The following is a 16,110-nucleotide window of genomic DNA, read 5'->3' on the forward strand; positions in this document are numbered from 1 at the left end:
TGGTGAGGTTATTTACGGACTGGTTACCGTGATTTACTCACAACGAATCGCACTACATTTTCTTATACTCACCCCAAGCTTGATCGTTGAAATTTCTCTTTCTCCCTATTAGGGATTGAAACGCTAGCATCAATTCTGATGAATTCGCGACATTTTGTTGAAATTTCTCTTTCTCCCTATTAGGGATTGAAACGCAGAGTTTCTGATGCCTTTTCCATCCACGGAAGCCCACTGTTGAAATTTCTCTTTCTCCCTATTAGGGATTGAAACTTCTGTCAGTGAAGCCTTGGATCAAATAAGCAAGGTTGAAATTTCTCTTTCTCCCTATTAGGGATTGAAACACGTATGTATACTTGATAGGTACTTGAATGCCATTAGTTGAAATTTCTCTTTCTCCCTATTAGGGATTGAAACACAAAATCTCTCTCAACGTACCGCTCTTGCAATGGTTGAAATTTCTCTTTCTCCCTATTAGGGATTGAAACAAGATTCCACAGAAAGAGCGCTTCGATAAACTCTGTTGAAATTTCTCTTTCTCCCTATTAGAAATTGAAACGTTGTACCTGCTGTACCTATATCTTCTGACGGAAAGTTGAAATTTCTCTTTCTCCCTATTAGGGATTGAAATTTCCTACAAATTCAATACGCCCAACTTTACAAAGTGTCAAAGCAACTTGTGAAACTTAGCTCTTTAAAAAACCAACCAGATTTTGTAAAAACGAACTACTTACCTTGAGTGTTTGTGAATGTTTAGATTTTTTTAATCCAAAAACAGAGGAATTGTCCGAGTTAGAATTCATCGGATCATTTGTTTGATTCAGTATAGACTCTGCTATGGAAACTTCTTCTACCAAACCCACAAGCATGAGCCGGAAAGCAGCTTGCTGAACTATGGTTATTGTTTGGTTGATTTGAGATGCGATCGCACTTAAAGAAACACTACCATCAGCCAATTCCCACACTTGCCACTCTAATGTATTCAAGTGTATCTGGGGTTTGTCATCAGTCTTACTTCTAATTCCAGAACTGACATCTGGAAGTAGCTCCGCGAGCATGTTCCAGTTTTTCAAGCCTCTGACAGCCATAAGAGCCACTTCTAGTGTTCTCAAGCTGAGTCCTGTCATCTCCTGCAAAGGTAAACCAGCCCTAGTATCTAGTTTAAAGACTCCCTTTTGGATTTCAAAAAGCTCTCGAACTTGGTGTAATTGGCTGGCGAATAATGAATTTAGCTGTTCAGTACTTAATATTCCTTGAGTTTTTAATAGTGATCCCAGGGGTAGTGCTGCTGCTGTTTGGGTCCAAACTTGTTCAATAATTTGCTGGTTTACCCAGCCCCGTTGTGTCATCTTGTAAGATAAACCTTGACCATTTAAGTGATTAGCTGCAGCAACAACACAGCCTAGCCGAAACCAAATGTAGTAGTAATGGGATTTAGAACCTGGGATATGAATGTCTGGTAAAGTACAAACCGTTAGACAGCCCGATTTTCGCCCTTGATCAATCAGTTGAAACAATTCAGCCAAGGAAAAATCTGTAAAAGAACTAGATATGCTCATCCGTGCAAGAACTATAAAAGAGTCAAATTATACAAACAAAACATCCTGATATTTTTTTAGCCACTATGTTTGATAGGGAGCATCCCAGTTTTGAAAAAAGACGAGTAGTGGGAGCATCTTGCTCCCTACTTGTAGCAGTAGCGGGCTGTCCGGTTCGCACTACAAGATGAAATCAATTTCCACTCTTCGATGCTCTCTATTTTACACTTGCTTTTATCAAATAAATTAGGAGAGATATACCTGCAAAAAGATGGAGTTTCAAGAGTCAATTGCAGTCACAAATGACTCTTGGCAAATTACGACCACAATGAAGTGTGACAACTCAAATAGAATTGTTATTCCGATTTTATAATAACAAATAAATTGGGCTACATATTGAATTTCTGGATCTCGGAGTTAACTTTTATGAACAAATAGCAGTTCAATTTTTGATTGAATAAGTTATAACTCAATTAAATATTCATACAGCACATTCCAAATAAAAGAAGTACACTATTGAGGTCTAAAAGGCAGACACGAATCCCTTTTGACTCCGAACTCCTGACGACTGACGCCTCTATTCTGCTATATATTGGCAAAATCTTCTCATGATGTATGTTATGAATGTGATTTGGAGTTTTTGTTTGATTTTTGTATTCCTGCTATTTTATGCAGAAGCTCAAGCCGGAGAGTTATCTGAACGTTTGGCACATTTTCCCGAATGGGAAAAATTAACTTCCGTGCGACCTGCTATAGGAGATTTGGTTTATCCTAACTGGATGATGGGTTCTTGGCAGGTGAAAAGTACGCTGATAGATTTAGTCGCACCTTTAGCACCTGATATCGTCACACCAGGATTTGAGGGTAATCGTGAATATCTCAACAAACCTATCAGTTTTGACGTGCGATTTATTCAGGAAACAACGCCTCATTCTGGATTGAAAATCATCCCCCGAACAAGTAACAAATCAGCAGTCGTCGCAGATAGAGCTTTTAATGGCTTGAATTTGGCACGGTCATATTTAGGCAACACGGTGTTATCAGTCAAAGTCGATCCAAATTCTCCTAATCGTCAGATTACGTTTTTACGTGGTGAGCGTCAGCTTGTTTCTATTGTTACAGCACGTGCTACGGAAACAACACCAGATGGTAAATTCATCACAACAGAATTATTTCAACAATTGTTTAAAGGCGGTGGGCGTCCTTATTTCAATACTGTGGAATCTACCACTGCATATCGCAAACTGAACCAGTTAAATCCTACCATAGAGGCAGATCAAGTCACTGCTATTTATTTGTCGCCTCAAGATCCAAATTACTTTGCCGCTCTTTCTCGACCAGTTGCACTTTATCGCTATCACTTGGAATTTTTCGGCAATAGTCACTAGTTTTCTTTCCATACCGCGCCCAATTCCTCCAAAAGGATGATTTACCTTTCTTAACTATTGACTTTTTTGTAACATATTTGTAGTATAAATTCCCAGGAGTTATAGGTTAGCGCTCCAAGGGCAGTGTGCATCATGGCAAATTTTCGAGATATTCTCAACTATTTCCGTCCCTATTGGTGGCTAAGTATTTTTAGTATTGCAGCAAGCAGCATTTACGAGATTCTTGATTTGGTTGTTCCTTATGGGATTGGGCAAATTTTAAACGTTTTGTCTGATCAACCATTGGACAAACCACTTCAAAGAGCGATCGCCACAATCTCAAGTCTAACCAATAACCCAGTTAATAAATCTTTTGAGTTAGGTGTATTACTGAGTTTAGTTTTTATTGTCACCGTGTTGAAAGCACCAACTCAGCCTTGGCTAACCAGTTGGTTTCACTGGGATATAATTTTAAAAGCACGTCGCGACCAAAACCAAAAAGCGATTGAGAAAATTCTCACTCTCCCCCTAGAATTCTATGACGAAAATAACCCCGGACGCATAGCCGGACGAGTTGCAAAAGGTCTTTTCAACCACACCTGGACTTATCCTGAAATTGCTGGACAGTTAATTCCTAAGCTGTTCCTCGTATTGGGAATTTTTGTGTTCATCTGGTTTGTTGACTGGCGAGTCGCGGTTATTTTTCTCATTTCCTTTGTCATTATCCTAGGCTATAGCTTAAGAAAACTGCAGCAATTAATTTGGTACGAAAACCGGCTAGATAAATACATGGAAAATACCGAAAGCCGGACTTCCGAAATTATCACCAATATAAAAACAGTCAAAGCATTTGCTACTGAAGCAAAAGAACTAGAACGGCAAAAACGACGCTTGATTCGTGAACTGAAGGTGACTGAAGCTCGTGTCCACAAAGGTTATGTCAACCTCAATACCTGGCAAAAAACTATGACTCAGTTTTGTGTGTTTACACTACTAGGTTTGACGTTGGTTGAGACAGTCAAAGGTCAAATTTCCCTAGGTCATTTTGTTATGACTTTAACTCTTTCCAGCATGGCTTATTCTGAATTGGACCCTATTACCTTCCTAGCTGAGATTTTTGCCCGTCGCTATTCTTCAATGCTGCGGTTTCACGAGTTCCTCAAACTCCCTATGAGAGTCGATGGACTTAGGCTATTAGAAGAGCGAAACACATCAGATAATCCCTACAAATTTACAGGGAAAGTCGAGTTTTTACACGTCGATTTTGGATATCAATCCCAACGTCCAGTTTTGCAAGATATCAATCTGTTGATAGAGCCATATCAAACAGTGGCGTTAGTGGGTCGTTCTGGTTCTGGTAAGTCTACCTTAGTGAAGCTGCTTTTGCGGTACTTTGAACCTCAACAAGGTCAAATTCTGATTGATGGTCAAGATATTCGCAGCCTTGATGTAGGAAGCTATAGACGAAGACTAGCTATAGTTCACCAAGAAGTCGATGTTTTCAACGGAACCTTGCTGGATAACCTCAGATACGGCAAGCCTGATGCCACTTTTGAGCAGGTAAAAGAAGCCTGTAGAATCTCCAGATTAGATGAAGTCATACAACACCTACCTCAAGGCTATTACACAGTAGTAGGTCAGAGGGGTGTGAGGTTATCTGGTGGACAAAGACAACGCTTAGGAATAGCTAGGGCATTAGTCGTAGAACCAGACGTCCTGATATTTGACGAAGCGACTTCCAGCTTAGACTACGAGTCAGAGCGTTCCATTCAGCTAGCAATGCGCTCAATTCTCGGAACTCGTACTACAATCATCATTGCCCACCGTCTGAGCACAATACGGGAAGCAGATAAAATTGTGGTTCTGGATCAAGGCAAAATCGTGGAAATCGGTAACCACGACGAACTCTTGCGCCACAAAGGAATTTACCACCGCTTACACTCACTGCAAGAAACAGGTGAACTCGTAAGCTAGGGTACAAGTTGTGGGGTATGGGATGGTTTAAGTTTGTAAATGACCTGTCACCTGTGCCCTGTGACTTTTTTCAAAAACAGCTTGCAATTTAAAAGTATTGTGATAACATTAGAAGTCGTGGACAACATGGGTCGATGTCCGAGTGGCTAAAGGAGGCGGACTGTAAATCCGCTGGCTAACGCCTACGCTAGTTCGAATCTAGCTCGGCCCATCTCAAATCTCAGTATCGTCTGCTGAGTATTGAGTAACCAAAAAGCTAACAGATATGTGAGTTGTTAATACTCACTCCTCAAAACTAAACATTGCCCGTGTGGCTCAGTGGTAGAGCACACCCTTGGTAAGGGTGAGGTCACGAGTTCAATCCTCGTCACGGGCTTTCGATAAAATCAAATCATTCGGCAGCAGTTGTGTATAATCAACTGCCCTGGTGCTTGAGAATTGTGTGATGTCTATTTACATCCCTAAGTACATCTGGTAAGAGATGGTGTAACGACTGAATGCGTAACTTCCCCAAGTCAATTTTTGTTCGGCGAACCAGTCGTTAAAATTTCTAACAACGCTTTTCGATAAATTTTTATACCTTCAGCATTGAGATGGTCGCCATCACTCGTTAAATTGTCTTTTAGAACATTATTTTCATATAAAGGTTGTACACCGGATGATTCAACTGGCACATTTTCTGTTGTTGCAACTTGATTCATCACAGTATTGATTTCTTCTACTTTCGCCAGTGGGGCTGAGACACTCGGATCTTTACTAGCAGCAACTGTTGAGTAGAAAGCAGGAATCAGAAAAATTTCTTTAGTTCCCATTGCTCTGACTAAGGAAATAGCTTCTTTGAGTTTTTCGGTAAATAACTCATTGCTAAGTCCATACCAAGCATCATTTCCACCAATAGCAATAATAGTTTTTTGGCACTTCACATTAGCAGGAGCTAAAAGTTTCAGTTGCTCAACTAATGAAATTGCACTCAACCCATTTAAGGCAAAATTAAAAGTTCCCTCACCAAGAGAATTCCCAAGTTCAGCAGAAACAGAATCTCCAAATAAGCAGCCAGAGAATTGCTTACCTTGGCTTGCTAGTATCTGATACTGAGTTTCTATTTGCCATATAGGTGTAGAACTGAGATTATCTTTTGGTGGTACATTAGGTGAACCTGAAGAAAAATTTGATTTATTCAGAATTTCTAAAGCCGCAGGCACATCCACGACTAGTTTTTCACTGGGATAAGCTTGTAGAAAGCTGATTATTCCCAGACCTTCTTTTGAATTTGTTCCCAGGATAACAGCAGCTCTTAATGCTTGTATTCCCGCTTGATCACGACGTGCAATGCCCTTGGAAACCACAGCTAAAAGTCTTTTGCCAAGTTGTGTGTCTAGTAGCTTATCTACAGCCACAATATCAAGAGACATTTTTACCTGAAGAGCCTGTTGTAACATCTGTTGCTGTTTAGGATTTAGGTAACTCAGGAAAGATTTGAGATCGGAAGAAACCTGTTGAGTTTCCGCATACTTACGTAAATCTTCCACAGGAAGCGACTGCTCAAAAAATCCATACCGGATCACAAATTTTTCAGCAGCAAAACTAGAAGATGAACTAAAAAGACTATCAAAAGCTAAAAATATTGCACAGCCTGATATACACAACAGAGAACGGCACAAAAACTTAATTGCTAAAGATATTTGCAATGACATGAATGATTTTTTCCAGGTTTTTAAAAAAATTTCGCTTACAGTTCTTTTCAGATTTCATGAAAAGATGATTTGGTAATTTCACTCCTGAGAAAAAGTGGAGGATGATAAACCTTGCTTGGGAGAATTAGAAGTTATCGCCTGCTGCTTCTGAATAATAGCTTGGCGAAAACCCAACACAACCAAGATATTAGCAAGTGTCAAGAAAAATTCTGCGCTTCCGTGCAGCCAATCAACATTTGCCAAAGCCTTTCCATAATGCACTTGAGCATAAATTCCCGCTGGAATGGTGACGGCGACAAAGACAAGAGTACCGTAGAAACCATACAGCGCTAAACGAGGCATTTGTGGACTGCGGCTAAGAAACCACAAGAAACCCAAGTAGGGAAACAGGGAAAGGGCAAACAGGGTTTCTTTTGAAATCATTGCTTTGATTCTATAGTTTTGGTGGAGATGGGATTATTTGCAGTTTCGACAGACTTGGTGGAACGCCAAATCCACACCGCAGCTGCCCAAAGGGTAAAATTACCCAATAAAGTCATACTAGCTTGCAGTGTTACCAACCATTCTAGAGATTCTGGGTTATCAAAATAGTGCCAAGTGCAAGCACACATGGCGCTGACTAAAGCAGGTAACATAGCAAAAGACAATCCCCACCAAGTACGGTTACCAGTGACTTCACCGTATTTCCAAATTAACCAAATAGCGGCAATCCACTCAATAACACTAGATACGTGAATAATCCAAGTCGGAATCGAAAGAGCGTTCATAAAAGTCAAAAGTCAAAAGGGAAAGATGCGGGTACTACTGTCTGGATATTACGGTAAGGGAAATGGTGGTGACGAAGCTTTGTTAGCAACGCTTCTACAGATGCTACCACCATCAGTCACACCTGTGGTTCTCTCTGGCAATCCAGAGGAAACTAACAGTCGCTATGGTGTGGAAGCGTGCGATCGCATGGCACCTTTCACCGTACTACAAGCTTTGCGCTCCAGCGATGCCTTTATTTGGGGTGGTGGTAGCTTAATTCAAGATACAACCAGTGCCGTTAGCCCATTTTATTATGGGGCAATCATGACATTAGCTCAAAAAATGGGCTTAAAAACCATCGCTTGGGGACAAGGAATTGGTCCGTTGAAACGTCCTGTCACGCGTTGGTTAGCACGGCAAAATTTTGGTAGTTGTACAAAAGTGAGTGTGCGCGATCGCGCTTCTGCTGCATTACTCACTGACTGGCAAATTCCTTTTATCTTAGCTCCCGATCCAGTTTGGGCGCTAGAAAGTAAACCAGTTCCTGGACTTTGGGATTTACCTGCTCCCAGAGTTGCGGTGACTTTACGAAATCACCCCCAGTTAACCCAAACACGCCTTGCTAACCTAACTCGTGCACTAATTGATTTTCAAAAAGCTACACAAACTTTTATATTACTATTGCCTTTTCAAAAAAGTGAAGATTTAGAGATCGCCCAAGCGATTCAACCGCAACTCAGAGATGTTAGCAAAATTATGTGCTTGGAAGAACCGGAACTTTTAAAAGGAGTGTTTCGCGGTGTGGAAATGGCGATCGGCATGCGTCTACATAGCTTGATTATGGCAGCAAGTGAAGGTTGTCGCTGCTTTGCTCTGAGTTACGATCCCAAGGTGAATCGATTGATGGAAGATTTAGATATGCCGGGATGGGATTTGGCAAATTTGCCAGATGATCCTAATGTTGTTAGCACAACATGGATGGAGCATTACGCCAATGGCGATCCATTGTCAGCAGAAAAAATTCACTATTTAGTCGATAGAGCGCTGATTCACCGTGAAGTGTTAAGCCAAGCGTTAATTGATGATTAATGCTTTTGTTTAACTAAAGATTCGGGAAATAGGACAACTGAACCCTGGTAAAACTGGTGAACTCAGTTCGTCACTGATAACTAACGTTGCTACCAACACCAGTGTAGCTTGCTGCCGTCGATAAACCTGAATTTGCTGCAACTGCCAATCAACAATCCAGTATTCTTGGACACCTTGAGTGGCGTAAAGCTTCAGCTTCACTTGTTTATCGCGTCGTTCACTGTTCTCGCCAGGAGAAAGTACCTCAACCACTAACTCTGGTGCAGCGGTGAGGTGTCCTGCATCATCTATCACCAATGCAACCCGCTCATTACTAATCCACACCACATCAGGAATGACGTTATCAGCATCAGTGAAGATAATACCAGCTGCTGTGACAGCTTCTCCCAAACCAGATTGACGAGACCACAGTTTCAACTCTGTACAAATATTATCAGCAGCTTCTTGATGTCTCCAGTGTGGTGCATGTGTTACAAATAACTCTCCGTCTACAATTTCGTAGCGCTTGCCGTTATCTGGGAACAGCTCTAAATCAGCAGTTGTCCAGCGTACCTGGTTAGTCGTAGTCTGGCTCATATGGGCATCTTTTGAAGTCTGTTTTTCTAATGTACCAACAGAAAACAACCCTTAAACAATTTAGGGTAAGTCGGTAGTGAATTTTTCAACGCGAGTTGGCTGACGATGAATACCTATGCTGCAACAGCTTCCTGATATGGAACAAACGTTTTCTTAGAAGCGTTACAAATCGGACAGTACCAATCTTCAGGAATTGCCTCAAATGCTGTTCCAGGAGGAATTCCTAAATCAGGATCACCAACAACCGGATCATAAATCATTGAACATTGACGGCAAATCCATTTTTGGGTTGCAGGGTTACCGCTTGCTGATTTCGGTGCAGGAGTAATTCCCTCTAAAGCTGCTCGTGCTTCTGCATACTGATTGGCATGATGATGTTCAATGGGTGTGAGCAATCCAAAGTTGTGTGCAGCTTTGCGGAAAATTTGGGCGTGTTCGCCAGACTCTGCTTGTTGTGCTTCAAACTCTACAACAGCCTTATCATCTCTATCTGTACGTGCTGCCTCTGTAAACTCTGGGTACATGGTAGTGTACTCATAAGTTTCTCCTTCAATCGCTAACTCTAGACAACGAGCGGCGATTGCTTTCTTTTGCTCATCAGTTAACGAAGCGACATCATCCACCACTAGCTCTGGATGCATTAACCGAAAATGAGCAAAAGCATGTTCTGTCTCTTGATTTGCTGTTTCGCGAAACAGCTTAGACACTTCAGTCATCCCCAACTGGCGAGTCACTTCTGCAAAAAACAGATACTTACGATTCGCCATTGATTCCCCAGCAAAGGCTTCAGATAGGTTCTTTGCGGTATTTGAGTTTGATAAATCCATTGTGTTGCCTCTCCACTCTTCTCTCAAAGACTACCGTGAGAATGGTAGTCCAGTTAAAACGTACTCGTAATGAGTATGTTTATATTAAAATGTACTCATTACGAGTATGAGATATCAGAGACTTCACAATATTTTTATCTAAACTCCGTGCGAAAACCCCAATCCTTATAAGGTTTTACGATTAGGAGTTCGCCTATCGACTTCTTTTCTAATCGCAATCATAATCTCACCCAGTGAATCTTTAAAAAGATTGTAGAAGATTTTCTTTGGGGTTCCCGATTTTGGTTGAGCGTCCACCACCTGGGTAATTAAAACTTGATTCGCCTTTGCACCAGAATAGGGAGCCACAGGTTCAATTTTCCAGTATCCTTCCAAGCTTTGCAAATCTCCATCAATTTGACGGAAATCTATGCGACTTTTTGGAGTTTCAGTAGTAGCTGAACGGATACGTGATTGGACATTCATTAAAAATACCTGACGCGTATCTACCTGTTCCACCACTTTCTGATTACCATTCACACTAATCACTTTAGCCGACACAGTATGAGGCAAAAATTTAGAAAAATGGTCATAATCAGTCAGTACTTCCCAAGCAATATCTGGCGAAGCTGTCAGCAAAACTTTAGCTGTGTATTTTCCTTTCTCCCCAGTGACTAAAACCTGACCATTCCTCAATTTTACCCGTTCTGAGACAGGCAATTGATCAACAGGACTATTAAATAATTCAGCACAGGCAGATGGAGCAACTGCAATTGTAGCCATTACTGAAATATTAAATGTAAAAAAAATAGTCAGTATTAAATGCAAAATGTGGTCATTCCCTCGATTAAAAATTTTCAATTGACATCCTCCCACCGTCAACCTATACGAGTTAAACTATGTTTTAGCTTATACAATAATCAGAGGAGTTTCTATGCGTTTTTCCCAGGTTCCGGCTATTCTTGCGGGCACAATAGCCGCTTTTGTATCAATTGCACCGGTACGGGCAGAGGCTGCAACTTATCAGGTGCAGTCTGGAGTCACCAGTGTCTATCATGACCTGAGTTATCTCAGCAGTATCGGGCTAGACTTGACAGGCACGGATAATACAGTCCAACCAATTAATAGTAATTTTTTGGTTGGCTTCAACATTAGCCCAGCCACAAACTTCACGTTCAGCGACGCGAATGGTTTGACTCCACTTTCAGGTACAATCGAACACACTGGTACTGTTACCTTCAATAACCAAGTTACTATTGGTAACTTTTCTGTTGGTTTCGATCCGACACGCGCCACCAACAATGCCAGTGGTCTTTTTCTAAAAGATACAGTGTCTCTAAATACAGTTTTATTTGATTTGAGCACTCCAGAAAAACTGGTATTTGATGGCAAAGATTTAACCCTAAGTGGTGTTAAATTGCTGTTTTCTCCAGAGTTTGCTGGTATACTAGGCAACCCTAGCTTAGCTGGTGGCTTGGGTGGAATAGTACAGGTTGATGCTAAAGTTGTTCGAGTTGCTACGGTACCAGAAGGAGCAAGTGTGCTTGCAATTTTGTCTGTCAGTGCGGTTGTATTGGCAACTAAGCGTAGTAAACTGCTTTCTAAAAACACTCTGAACTCGTCAACAGCCTTATCTTAACTATTTCGTCTTCACCCACTGCCATAATGCAAAAGCCTTATAGCGGTGGGTACCTCATTTTTAATATAAGACTCCTATTTGATTTTTGTTGGCGCAGCCTGCGCTTTGCGCTTAAAAAACTCAGTATACCTGTATTGCTTTTTCCCTGTTAAGCGTTAAGCGTTAAGCGTTAAGCGCCCTCATGGGACAATTTACAACTCAAATAGGACTGCTATACTTGAGTATATAAACAGCCACATCATTTGTATAAGGCATTTTATGAAATAGTATTAGATAGACGTACTTGCAATTTTTATCTTGTTTATCACAAAGAAAATACAAATAAAAAAATTCCCCTGTGTAAATGGAAGAAATAACAGAGGAATTGATATGACGTGGAGGTTTTTAAACTCTTAATAATATTTAGTTAATGTTAACAAATATATAACCACCTATTGATAGATATGATTATTAAGTTTTTGTGTGACTGTCGCTACAAAGTATCCTTGAGCACATAAAAAATTAATATGAACTCATTCTCACAGACGAAGGTAGGGATAAACAAAATTAGTTACTCTCCGGATCAAGGAGTATTGTATTTATGTTGCTATTTTGCTCATGGGTGAAGCCTGTAAAACCATTTTGTTAGTCGAAGATGAGCCAGATGCACAATCTCTGATCTTAACCTCATTTGAATTTGCTAATTTACCACTATCTTTTCAAGTTGTTGAAAATGGGCAAGAAGCTCTAAACTACTTGTCGGGTAAACAGCCTTACGCTGACAGAGAGTGTTATCCACTACCAGTGATGATAATGACAAATATCAGTCTGCCCTATATGTCTGGTTTTGACTTACTTGAATGGGTTAAGCAGCATCCCAAACTCAGACATTTACCAGTTATGGTTATAAGTGTCTCCGACGATCCAGATGATCTAGTTCAAGCCGCTAAGTTAGGCGCTTGCTCCTACTTTGTTAAAACATCATCTTATGATGATTTGATAGATATTGTGGCGGAACAAGTATTGTAGATATTAAGTAGGAGTAACGCTAACAATACCAGACCACTGCACTTTTTTCTGTTTTTCCCGACGGTAAGAAAAGAAATACTCTGGAGTTTGATAAGTACAATAAGGGGCGATCGCCATCTGTTCCGGACTAATCCCCAACTGTTCAAGCTGTAAAGTATTTACTCGCCGCACATCTAACCGTACCCGTTCTGGATTTGGATCGCTGAGTAAAGGTGAATTTGGTAGCTTGTACAATGCAGCTACAATTGTTTTTTCGTCGTTATGTGGTATAATCGTTGCTCCAACTTCAGCAGCAACTTGTTCTGAGACTTGATAAACTTCACCTGCGATCGCTGGTCCCATCGCTATTCGCAAATCTTGAAGTCTGGTACCTTGTGCTTGCATTCGGGCGATCGCTTGCGGTACTATCTTGAGCGCAGTGCCACGCCAACCCGCATGAACTGCTGCTACTTGTCCTGTTTTCTCATCAGCAATTAGTACAGGCGTGCAGTCAGCCGTAGCCACCCATACTGCTTGCAGAGGCTGATTGGATATTAACCCATCTCCTGATACAAGGGCGTCATCACCTTCTCCATCGACCTTGTCACCACCTTCAGCTAACAGAGCGACAATTTCTTTTGGAGTCAGGACGGTATTGCCATGTACCTGCTTTAAGCGATAAGCTGATGCTTCTGGATGCAGCACCTTTGTGAGTTCTGACGGATAACTAGGTGAAAACTGAGTCGTAAAAAAGCCATGATGCCAGGGTTCCAATAGACTACAGGTTAGATAGGGTAACCCGAACCAAGTGCGCCAGTGCCAAGCGTGCATCTTTAACCAAACCTAAAAACAAACATCAATAACCGCCAATTTATCCTAGCACTAGAAAATTTAGGTGAGCTGCTATGGCATTGGATCAACAAAAGTTGGAAACTGCTCTACAAGTAGGGCGCAAAAGTCCTTATTTACAATTTTCGCTACATCTTTTTGAAACTGTTTCTTCAACTAACCAAATCCTTTGGAACTTACTCGCCCAAGGCGCTGAACCAGGATGTGTTGTCATTGCGACTGAGCAGACAGCAGGAAGAGGACAATGGGGTCGTCAGTGGATATCATCAGCTGGGGGATTATATCTTTCAGTGGCGATTGCAAACGGTGATAAAGCCGCAGAAAATACGACTGCTTTTTGCCTCCCCAAACTATATGCTACCAACAGCTACCAACTTACCCTGGCTACTGCTTGGGGAATTGCTCAACAATTGCGAAACTGCGGCGTTCCTGTTGATATTAAATGGCCGAATGATTTAATATTAGTCAGCCGAAAGCTTGGCGGTATTTTGACAGAAACCAAAGTACACAAGGGAGTCATAACCCAAGCAGTGATTGGTGTAGGGTTAAATTGGGCAAACCCTGTACCAGAAACCGGAATTAATCTCCAAATGTGGCAAGCAAATCAGCAGACCAAATTCGTCTCATGTTTGGAAACGCTTATTTCTGCAGTTTTAATTGGAATAGAATCTGGTATACAGTGCTTATTGCAAGAAGGAATCAATATACTAATATATCGTTATCTAGAGTTGCTGATGAACATAGGTGAGAAAGTCTATGTTAACAACACTGTAGGTACTATCATTGGCGTGACAAATACTGGGGAGCTTCGGGTTCGTATGGAAACATCCGAACTGAAATCAGTAAAAAGATCAGAAATTTACCTTCAGCCCGGTACAATCAGTTTGGGTTACTGTCATTCATATGATTAACCAATTGACACTCCCACGCCTAAAAGGGCGATGGGATTCTTGTTTCATTCAGTCTACTAACCATAATTAGATCAGATTTTGTTCCGAATACTCACTCATGAGTATACCCAACACAGCAACAGCGAATGAGACTCGAAGCCTATACTCACACCTTACGCGAGTATAGGTAGTTCATGCTCTACAATACACAAAACATCAAAAAAACAATGACGCAGCGCAATAACTCTGCCGAGAACCGTTTGCATCAATTGTGGCAGCAATGCCTGTCAACAAGACGCTTTGCGTCTACGCTCCCAGCACAAAGTCTCGCTTGGCTTGGCAGCATTACTATGCTAAGTAATGGTGGCTTGGTGTTTGCTCAAACTGAATCAGCTATCGATAATATTGTTCCCACTGCTGAAAACTCTCAACCAGCATCATCGGCTAATACAGTCAAAAGAGAAACTTTTGAACACAAAGATAGTAGCCCCGCAGTAGAAGGGACGAAATCACAATCCGACGAATTTTCTCAACGCCGACTTAAACTCAGACAAAGACTCTCTCAGGCAAAAAGACCAAGTCCTGCTGTGGCTCTGCGGAATTACAAACGTCATGCACAAGATTCACCAACAGGGGTTGCTATCAGAAAATTCAAACCCCGTGCGGAAGTTTCTGTACGTAGCGAAAGTGTGACAAACTGGAGAGCAAGGTTAGAGAGAAGACCATCTGTAGATATTCCACAATTCAACATAAGTCTGAGCAAGCAACAACCTCAACAACAGGTTTCCCAAGAGAACAACTCACCTGTTCGACGCCACCTTGCACACTGGAGGGAACTTTTGCAACCCACCGCCTCCTCTAGTGATGACTCCACCCCAAAAGATTACAACAACGCTTATATCGATCCAGGCGAATACAACGTTGGTGCTACCAATAGGTATCAGGCACCGAATTCTGTAGTAGTTACACAACAGTCCAATACTGAATTACCCCGAAAGAAAGCAAGTTGGATTAGAAAAAGTAAACCTGCCACACTAGCAACTGTTGGGCCCGTCAAGCATGTTGAAACAGGAGAACAAAACTCTCTGGAACGTCCCACTCATAGGAGCGTTTCTCGTGCGGTGACTCCTGTAAGGCATCGCAGTTCTCAAACAGCTTATAGAAGTGTGAGTAAGGATACATATCACCCAAATCGGTTTATCCCCGACTTTTCCTCCCCGACAACAGTGAGTTCTGTACCGATCGCACCACTAGGTGGTACCTTACCCGCACCAATGACTGCAGAAAATATTGCTCCTCGCCCCAGTAATGTCACTTACGACATTCCACTAGCAGCAGTATTGCCGCAAGTAAACTACGGTGAAGTCTATGGTGGTAAACTCGCAAGTGGTCCGGGATTGATGTATCCCCTTTCTATCCCTTCTGCAATTACTTCTTTGTTTGGTTGGCGAACTCATCCCATTACAGGCGATCGCAGTTTCCACGCTGGTACAGACATAGGCGCAGCGATGGGAACACCTATTTTGGCAGCCTACCCTGGTAAAGTAGAGAGTGCTGATTGGTTAGGCGGCTACGGTATGACAGTGATACTTAACCACAGCAACGCCCAACAAACTCTTTACGGTCATATGTCAGAAATCTTTGTTCAGCCCGGTCAATGGGTGCAAAAGGGAACCGTTCTTGGACGAGTTGGTAGCACTGGTTTGTCCACAGGCCCCCACTTGCACTTTGAGGTGCGCCAGCTGACACCCGAAGGATGGGTTGCGACTGATCCAGGCGCTCAATTAGAGTACGCTCTCGGTAAATTAGTTCAATCGTTACATACAGCTCAGACTCCTCAGGAACCAGGTAGCTAGAAGAGTGTGGGAGTGAGGAGTGAAGGAAAAGAGTTATTAAGCATTAAGGTAGAGTCGAGAGGCGGTATTATCCGCCGTCCCTCTGTGTTAGATCCGGACGT

General features: G+C 41.8%; 15 protein-coding genes and 2 tRNA genes. 9 read left to right on the forward strand and 8 right to left on the reverse strand.

What is annotated here, in order from left to right; translation table 11 throughout:
- Window positions 1–683: 683 nt before the first annotated feature.
- Window positions 684–1,556, reverse strand: a complete 873-nt coding sequence (locus AC5JM2_RS16400) for a DUF4388 domain-containing protein (RefSeq protein WP_495835931.1) — start codon at window positions 1,554–1,556, stop codon at window positions 684–686.
- Window positions 1,557–2,146: 590 nt separating this feature from the next.
- On the opposite strand from AC5JM2_RS16400, the gene AC5JM2_RS16405 reads away from it, so the two are divergent.
- The 4 genes from AC5JM2_RS16405 to AC5JM2_RS16420 all read left to right on the forward strand — a co-directional run bounded on the left by AC5JM2_RS16405 (window position 2,147) and on the right by AC5JM2_RS16420 (window position 5,252).
- The gene (locus tag AC5JM2_RS16405) at window positions 2,147–2,923 is read left to right on the forward strand and encodes a DUF6816 family protein (RefSeq protein ID WP_495835945.1); all 777 of its coding nucleotides are present in this window, start codon (window positions 2,147–2,149) and stop codon (window positions 2,921–2,923) included.
- Between the two features lie 132 nt (window positions 2,924–3,055).
- Window positions 3,056–4,876, forward strand: a complete 1,821-nt coding sequence (locus AC5JM2_RS16410) for an ABC transporter ATP-binding protein (RefSeq protein ID WP_495835932.1) — start codon at window positions 3,056–3,058, stop codon at window positions 4,874–4,876.
- A 128-nt stretch (window positions 4,877–5,004) separates the two neighbouring features.
- Window positions 5,005–5,087, forward strand: a tRNA-Tyr gene (locus AC5JM2_RS16415).
- A 93-nt stretch (window positions 5,088–5,180) separates the two neighbouring features.
- Window positions 5,181–5,252 (forward strand) — tRNA-Thr (locus AC5JM2_RS16420).
- Between the two features lie 139 nt (window positions 5,253–5,391).
- Here the strand turns inward: AC5JM2_RS16420 and AC5JM2_RS16425 are convergent.
- The 3 genes from AC5JM2_RS16425 to AC5JM2_RS16435 all read right to left on the reverse strand — a co-directional run bounded on the left by AC5JM2_RS16425 (window position 5,392) and on the right by AC5JM2_RS16435 (window position 7,337).
- Entirely contained in the window at window positions 5,392–6,570 is a 1,179-nt protein-coding gene (locus AC5JM2_RS16425; protein WP_495835933.1) for an SGNH/GDSL hydrolase family protein, read from the reverse strand.
- Window positions 6,571–6,648: 78 nt separating this feature from the next.
- Entirely contained in the window at window positions 6,649–6,993 is a 345-nt protein-coding gene (locus AC5JM2_RS16430; RefSeq protein WP_495835934.1) for a DUF3593 domain-containing protein, read from the reverse strand.
- Entirely contained in the window at window positions 6,990–7,337 is a 348-nt protein-coding gene (locus AC5JM2_RS16435) for a DUF2499 domain-containing protein (protein WP_495835935.1), read from the reverse strand. Before AC5JM2_RS16435 ends, AC5JM2_RS16430 begins: the two co-directional genes overlap by 4 nt.
- 25 nt (window positions 7,338–7,362) lie before the next feature.
- Between AC5JM2_RS16435 and csaB the strand changes: the two genes are divergently transcribed.
- The gene (csaB, locus tag AC5JM2_RS16440) at window positions 7,363–8,406 is read left to right on the forward strand and encodes a polysaccharide pyruvyl transferase CsaB (protein WP_495835936.1); all 1,044 of its coding nucleotides are present in this window, start codon (window positions 7,363–7,365) and stop codon (window positions 8,404–8,406) included.
- A gap of 9 nt (window positions 8,407–8,415) precedes the next feature.
- Here csaB and AC5JM2_RS16445 read toward each other — a convergent pair whose 3' ends face one another.
- From AC5JM2_RS16445 to AC5JM2_RS16455, 3 genes are all read right to left on the reverse strand, one after another.
- Entirely contained in the window at window positions 8,416–8,982 is a 567-nt protein-coding gene (locus AC5JM2_RS16445) for a Uma2 family endonuclease (protein ID WP_495835937.1), read from the reverse strand.
- A gap of 113 nt (window positions 8,983–9,095) precedes the next feature.
- Entirely contained in the window at window positions 9,096–9,809 is a 714-nt protein-coding gene (locus tag AC5JM2_RS16450; RefSeq protein WP_495835938.1) for a rubrerythrin family protein, read from the reverse strand.
- Window positions 9,810–9,974: 165 nt separating this feature from the next.
- The gene (locus AC5JM2_RS16455; RefSeq protein ID WP_495835939.1) at window positions 9,975–10,571 is read right to left on the reverse strand and encodes an SRPBCC family protein; all 597 of its coding nucleotides are present in this window, start codon (window positions 10,569–10,571) and stop codon (window positions 9,975–9,977) included.
- Between the two features lie 151 nt (window positions 10,572–10,722).
- Between AC5JM2_RS16455 and AC5JM2_RS16460 the strand changes: the two genes are divergently transcribed.
- Complete coding sequence (locus AC5JM2_RS16460; protein WP_495835940.1) at window positions 10,723–11,427, forward strand: hypothetical protein; 705 nt, start codon at window positions 10,723–10,725, stop codon at window positions 11,425–11,427.
- 597 nt (window positions 11,428–12,024) lie between these two features.
- On the forward strand, window positions 12,025–12,435 hold the full coding sequence (locus tag AC5JM2_RS16465) for a response regulator (protein WP_495835941.1): 411 nt from the start codon (window positions 12,025–12,027) through the stop codon (window positions 12,433–12,435).
- A gap of 3 nt (window positions 12,436–12,438) precedes the next feature.
- Here AC5JM2_RS16465 and pgeF read toward each other — a convergent pair whose 3' ends face one another.
- On the reverse strand, window positions 12,439–13,245 hold the full coding sequence (pgeF, locus tag AC5JM2_RS16470; protein ID WP_495835942.1) for a peptidoglycan editing factor PgeF: 807 nt from the start codon (window positions 13,243–13,245) through the stop codon (window positions 12,439–12,441).
- A 74-nt stretch (window positions 13,246–13,319) separates the two neighbouring features.
- Here pgeF and AC5JM2_RS16475 point away from each other — a divergent pair, with 74 nt between their 5' ends.
- Together AC5JM2_RS16475 and AC5JM2_RS16480 are read left to right on the forward strand one after the other, a co-directional pair.
- A complete protein-coding gene (locus AC5JM2_RS16475; RefSeq protein ID WP_495835943.1) occupies window positions 13,320–14,174 on the forward strand; it encodes a biotin--[acetyl-CoA-carboxylase] ligase in 855 nt (284 codons plus the stop codon).
- 206 nt (window positions 14,175–14,380) lie between these two features.
- Window positions 14,381–16,009, forward strand: coding sequence for a M23 family metallopeptidase (locus AC5JM2_RS16480; RefSeq protein ID WP_495835944.1), 1,629 nt, complete (start codon window positions 14,381–14,383; stop codon window positions 16,007–16,009).
- Window positions 16,010–16,110: the final 101 nt, after the last annotated feature.

Source organism: Brasilonema angustatum (genome assembly GCF_059505445.1).

Bases quoted from the DNA above. Each gene is read 5' to 3' on its own strand.
- AC5JM2_RS16400 (WP_495835931.1), bottom strand. From the start codon at position 1,556: ATGAGCATATCTAGTTCTTTTACAGATTTTTCCTTGGCTGAATTGTTT.
- AC5JM2_RS16405 (WP_495835945.1), top strand. From the start codon at position 2,147: ATGTATGTTATGAATGTGATTTGGAGTTTTTGTTTGATTTTTGTATTC.
- AC5JM2_RS16410 (WP_495835932.1), top strand. From the start codon at position 3,056: ATGGCAAATTTTCGAGATATTCTCAACTATTTCCGTCCCTATTGGTGG.
- AC5JM2_RS16425 (WP_495835933.1), bottom strand. From the start codon at position 6,570: ATGTCATTGCAAATATCTTTAGCAATTAAGTTTTTGTGCCGTTCTCTG.
- AC5JM2_RS16430 (WP_495835934.1), bottom strand. From the start codon at position 6,993: ATGATTTCAAAAGAAACCCTGTTTGCCCTTTCCCTGTTTCCCTACTTG.
- AC5JM2_RS16435 (WP_495835935.1), bottom strand. From the start codon at position 7,337: ATGAACGCTCTTTCGATTCCGACTTGGATTATTCACGTATCTAGTGTT.
- csaB (WP_495835936.1), top strand. From the start codon at position 7,363: ATGCGGGTACTACTGTCTGGATATTACGGTAAGGGAAATGGTGGTGAC.
- AC5JM2_RS16445 (WP_495835937.1), bottom strand. From the start codon at position 8,982: ATGAGCCAGACTACGACTAACCAGGTACGCTGGACAACTGCTGATTTA.
- AC5JM2_RS16450 (WP_495835938.1), bottom strand. From the start codon at position 9,809: ATGGATTTATCAAACTCAAATACCGCAAAGAACCTATCTGAAGCCTTT.
- AC5JM2_RS16455 (WP_495835939.1), bottom strand. From the start codon at position 10,571: ATGGCTACAATTGCAGTTGCTCCATCTGCCTGTGCTGAATTATTTAAT.
- AC5JM2_RS16460 (WP_495835940.1), top strand. From the start codon at position 10,723: ATGCGTTTTTCCCAGGTTCCGGCTATTCTTGCGGGCACAATAGCCGCT.
- AC5JM2_RS16465 (WP_495835941.1), top strand. From the start codon at position 12,025: ATGGGTGAAGCCTGTAAAACCATTTTGTTAGTCGAAGATGAGCCAGAT.
- pgeF (WP_495835942.1), bottom strand. From the start codon at position 13,245: ATGCACGCTTGGCACTGGCGCACTTGGTTCGGGTTACCCTATCTAACC.
- AC5JM2_RS16475 (WP_495835943.1), top strand. From the start codon at position 13,320: ATGGCATTGGATCAACAAAAGTTGGAAACTGCTCTACAAGTAGGGCGC.
- AC5JM2_RS16480 (WP_495835944.1), top strand. From the start codon at position 14,381: ATGACGCAGCGCAATAACTCTGCCGAGAACCGTTTGCATCAATTGTGG.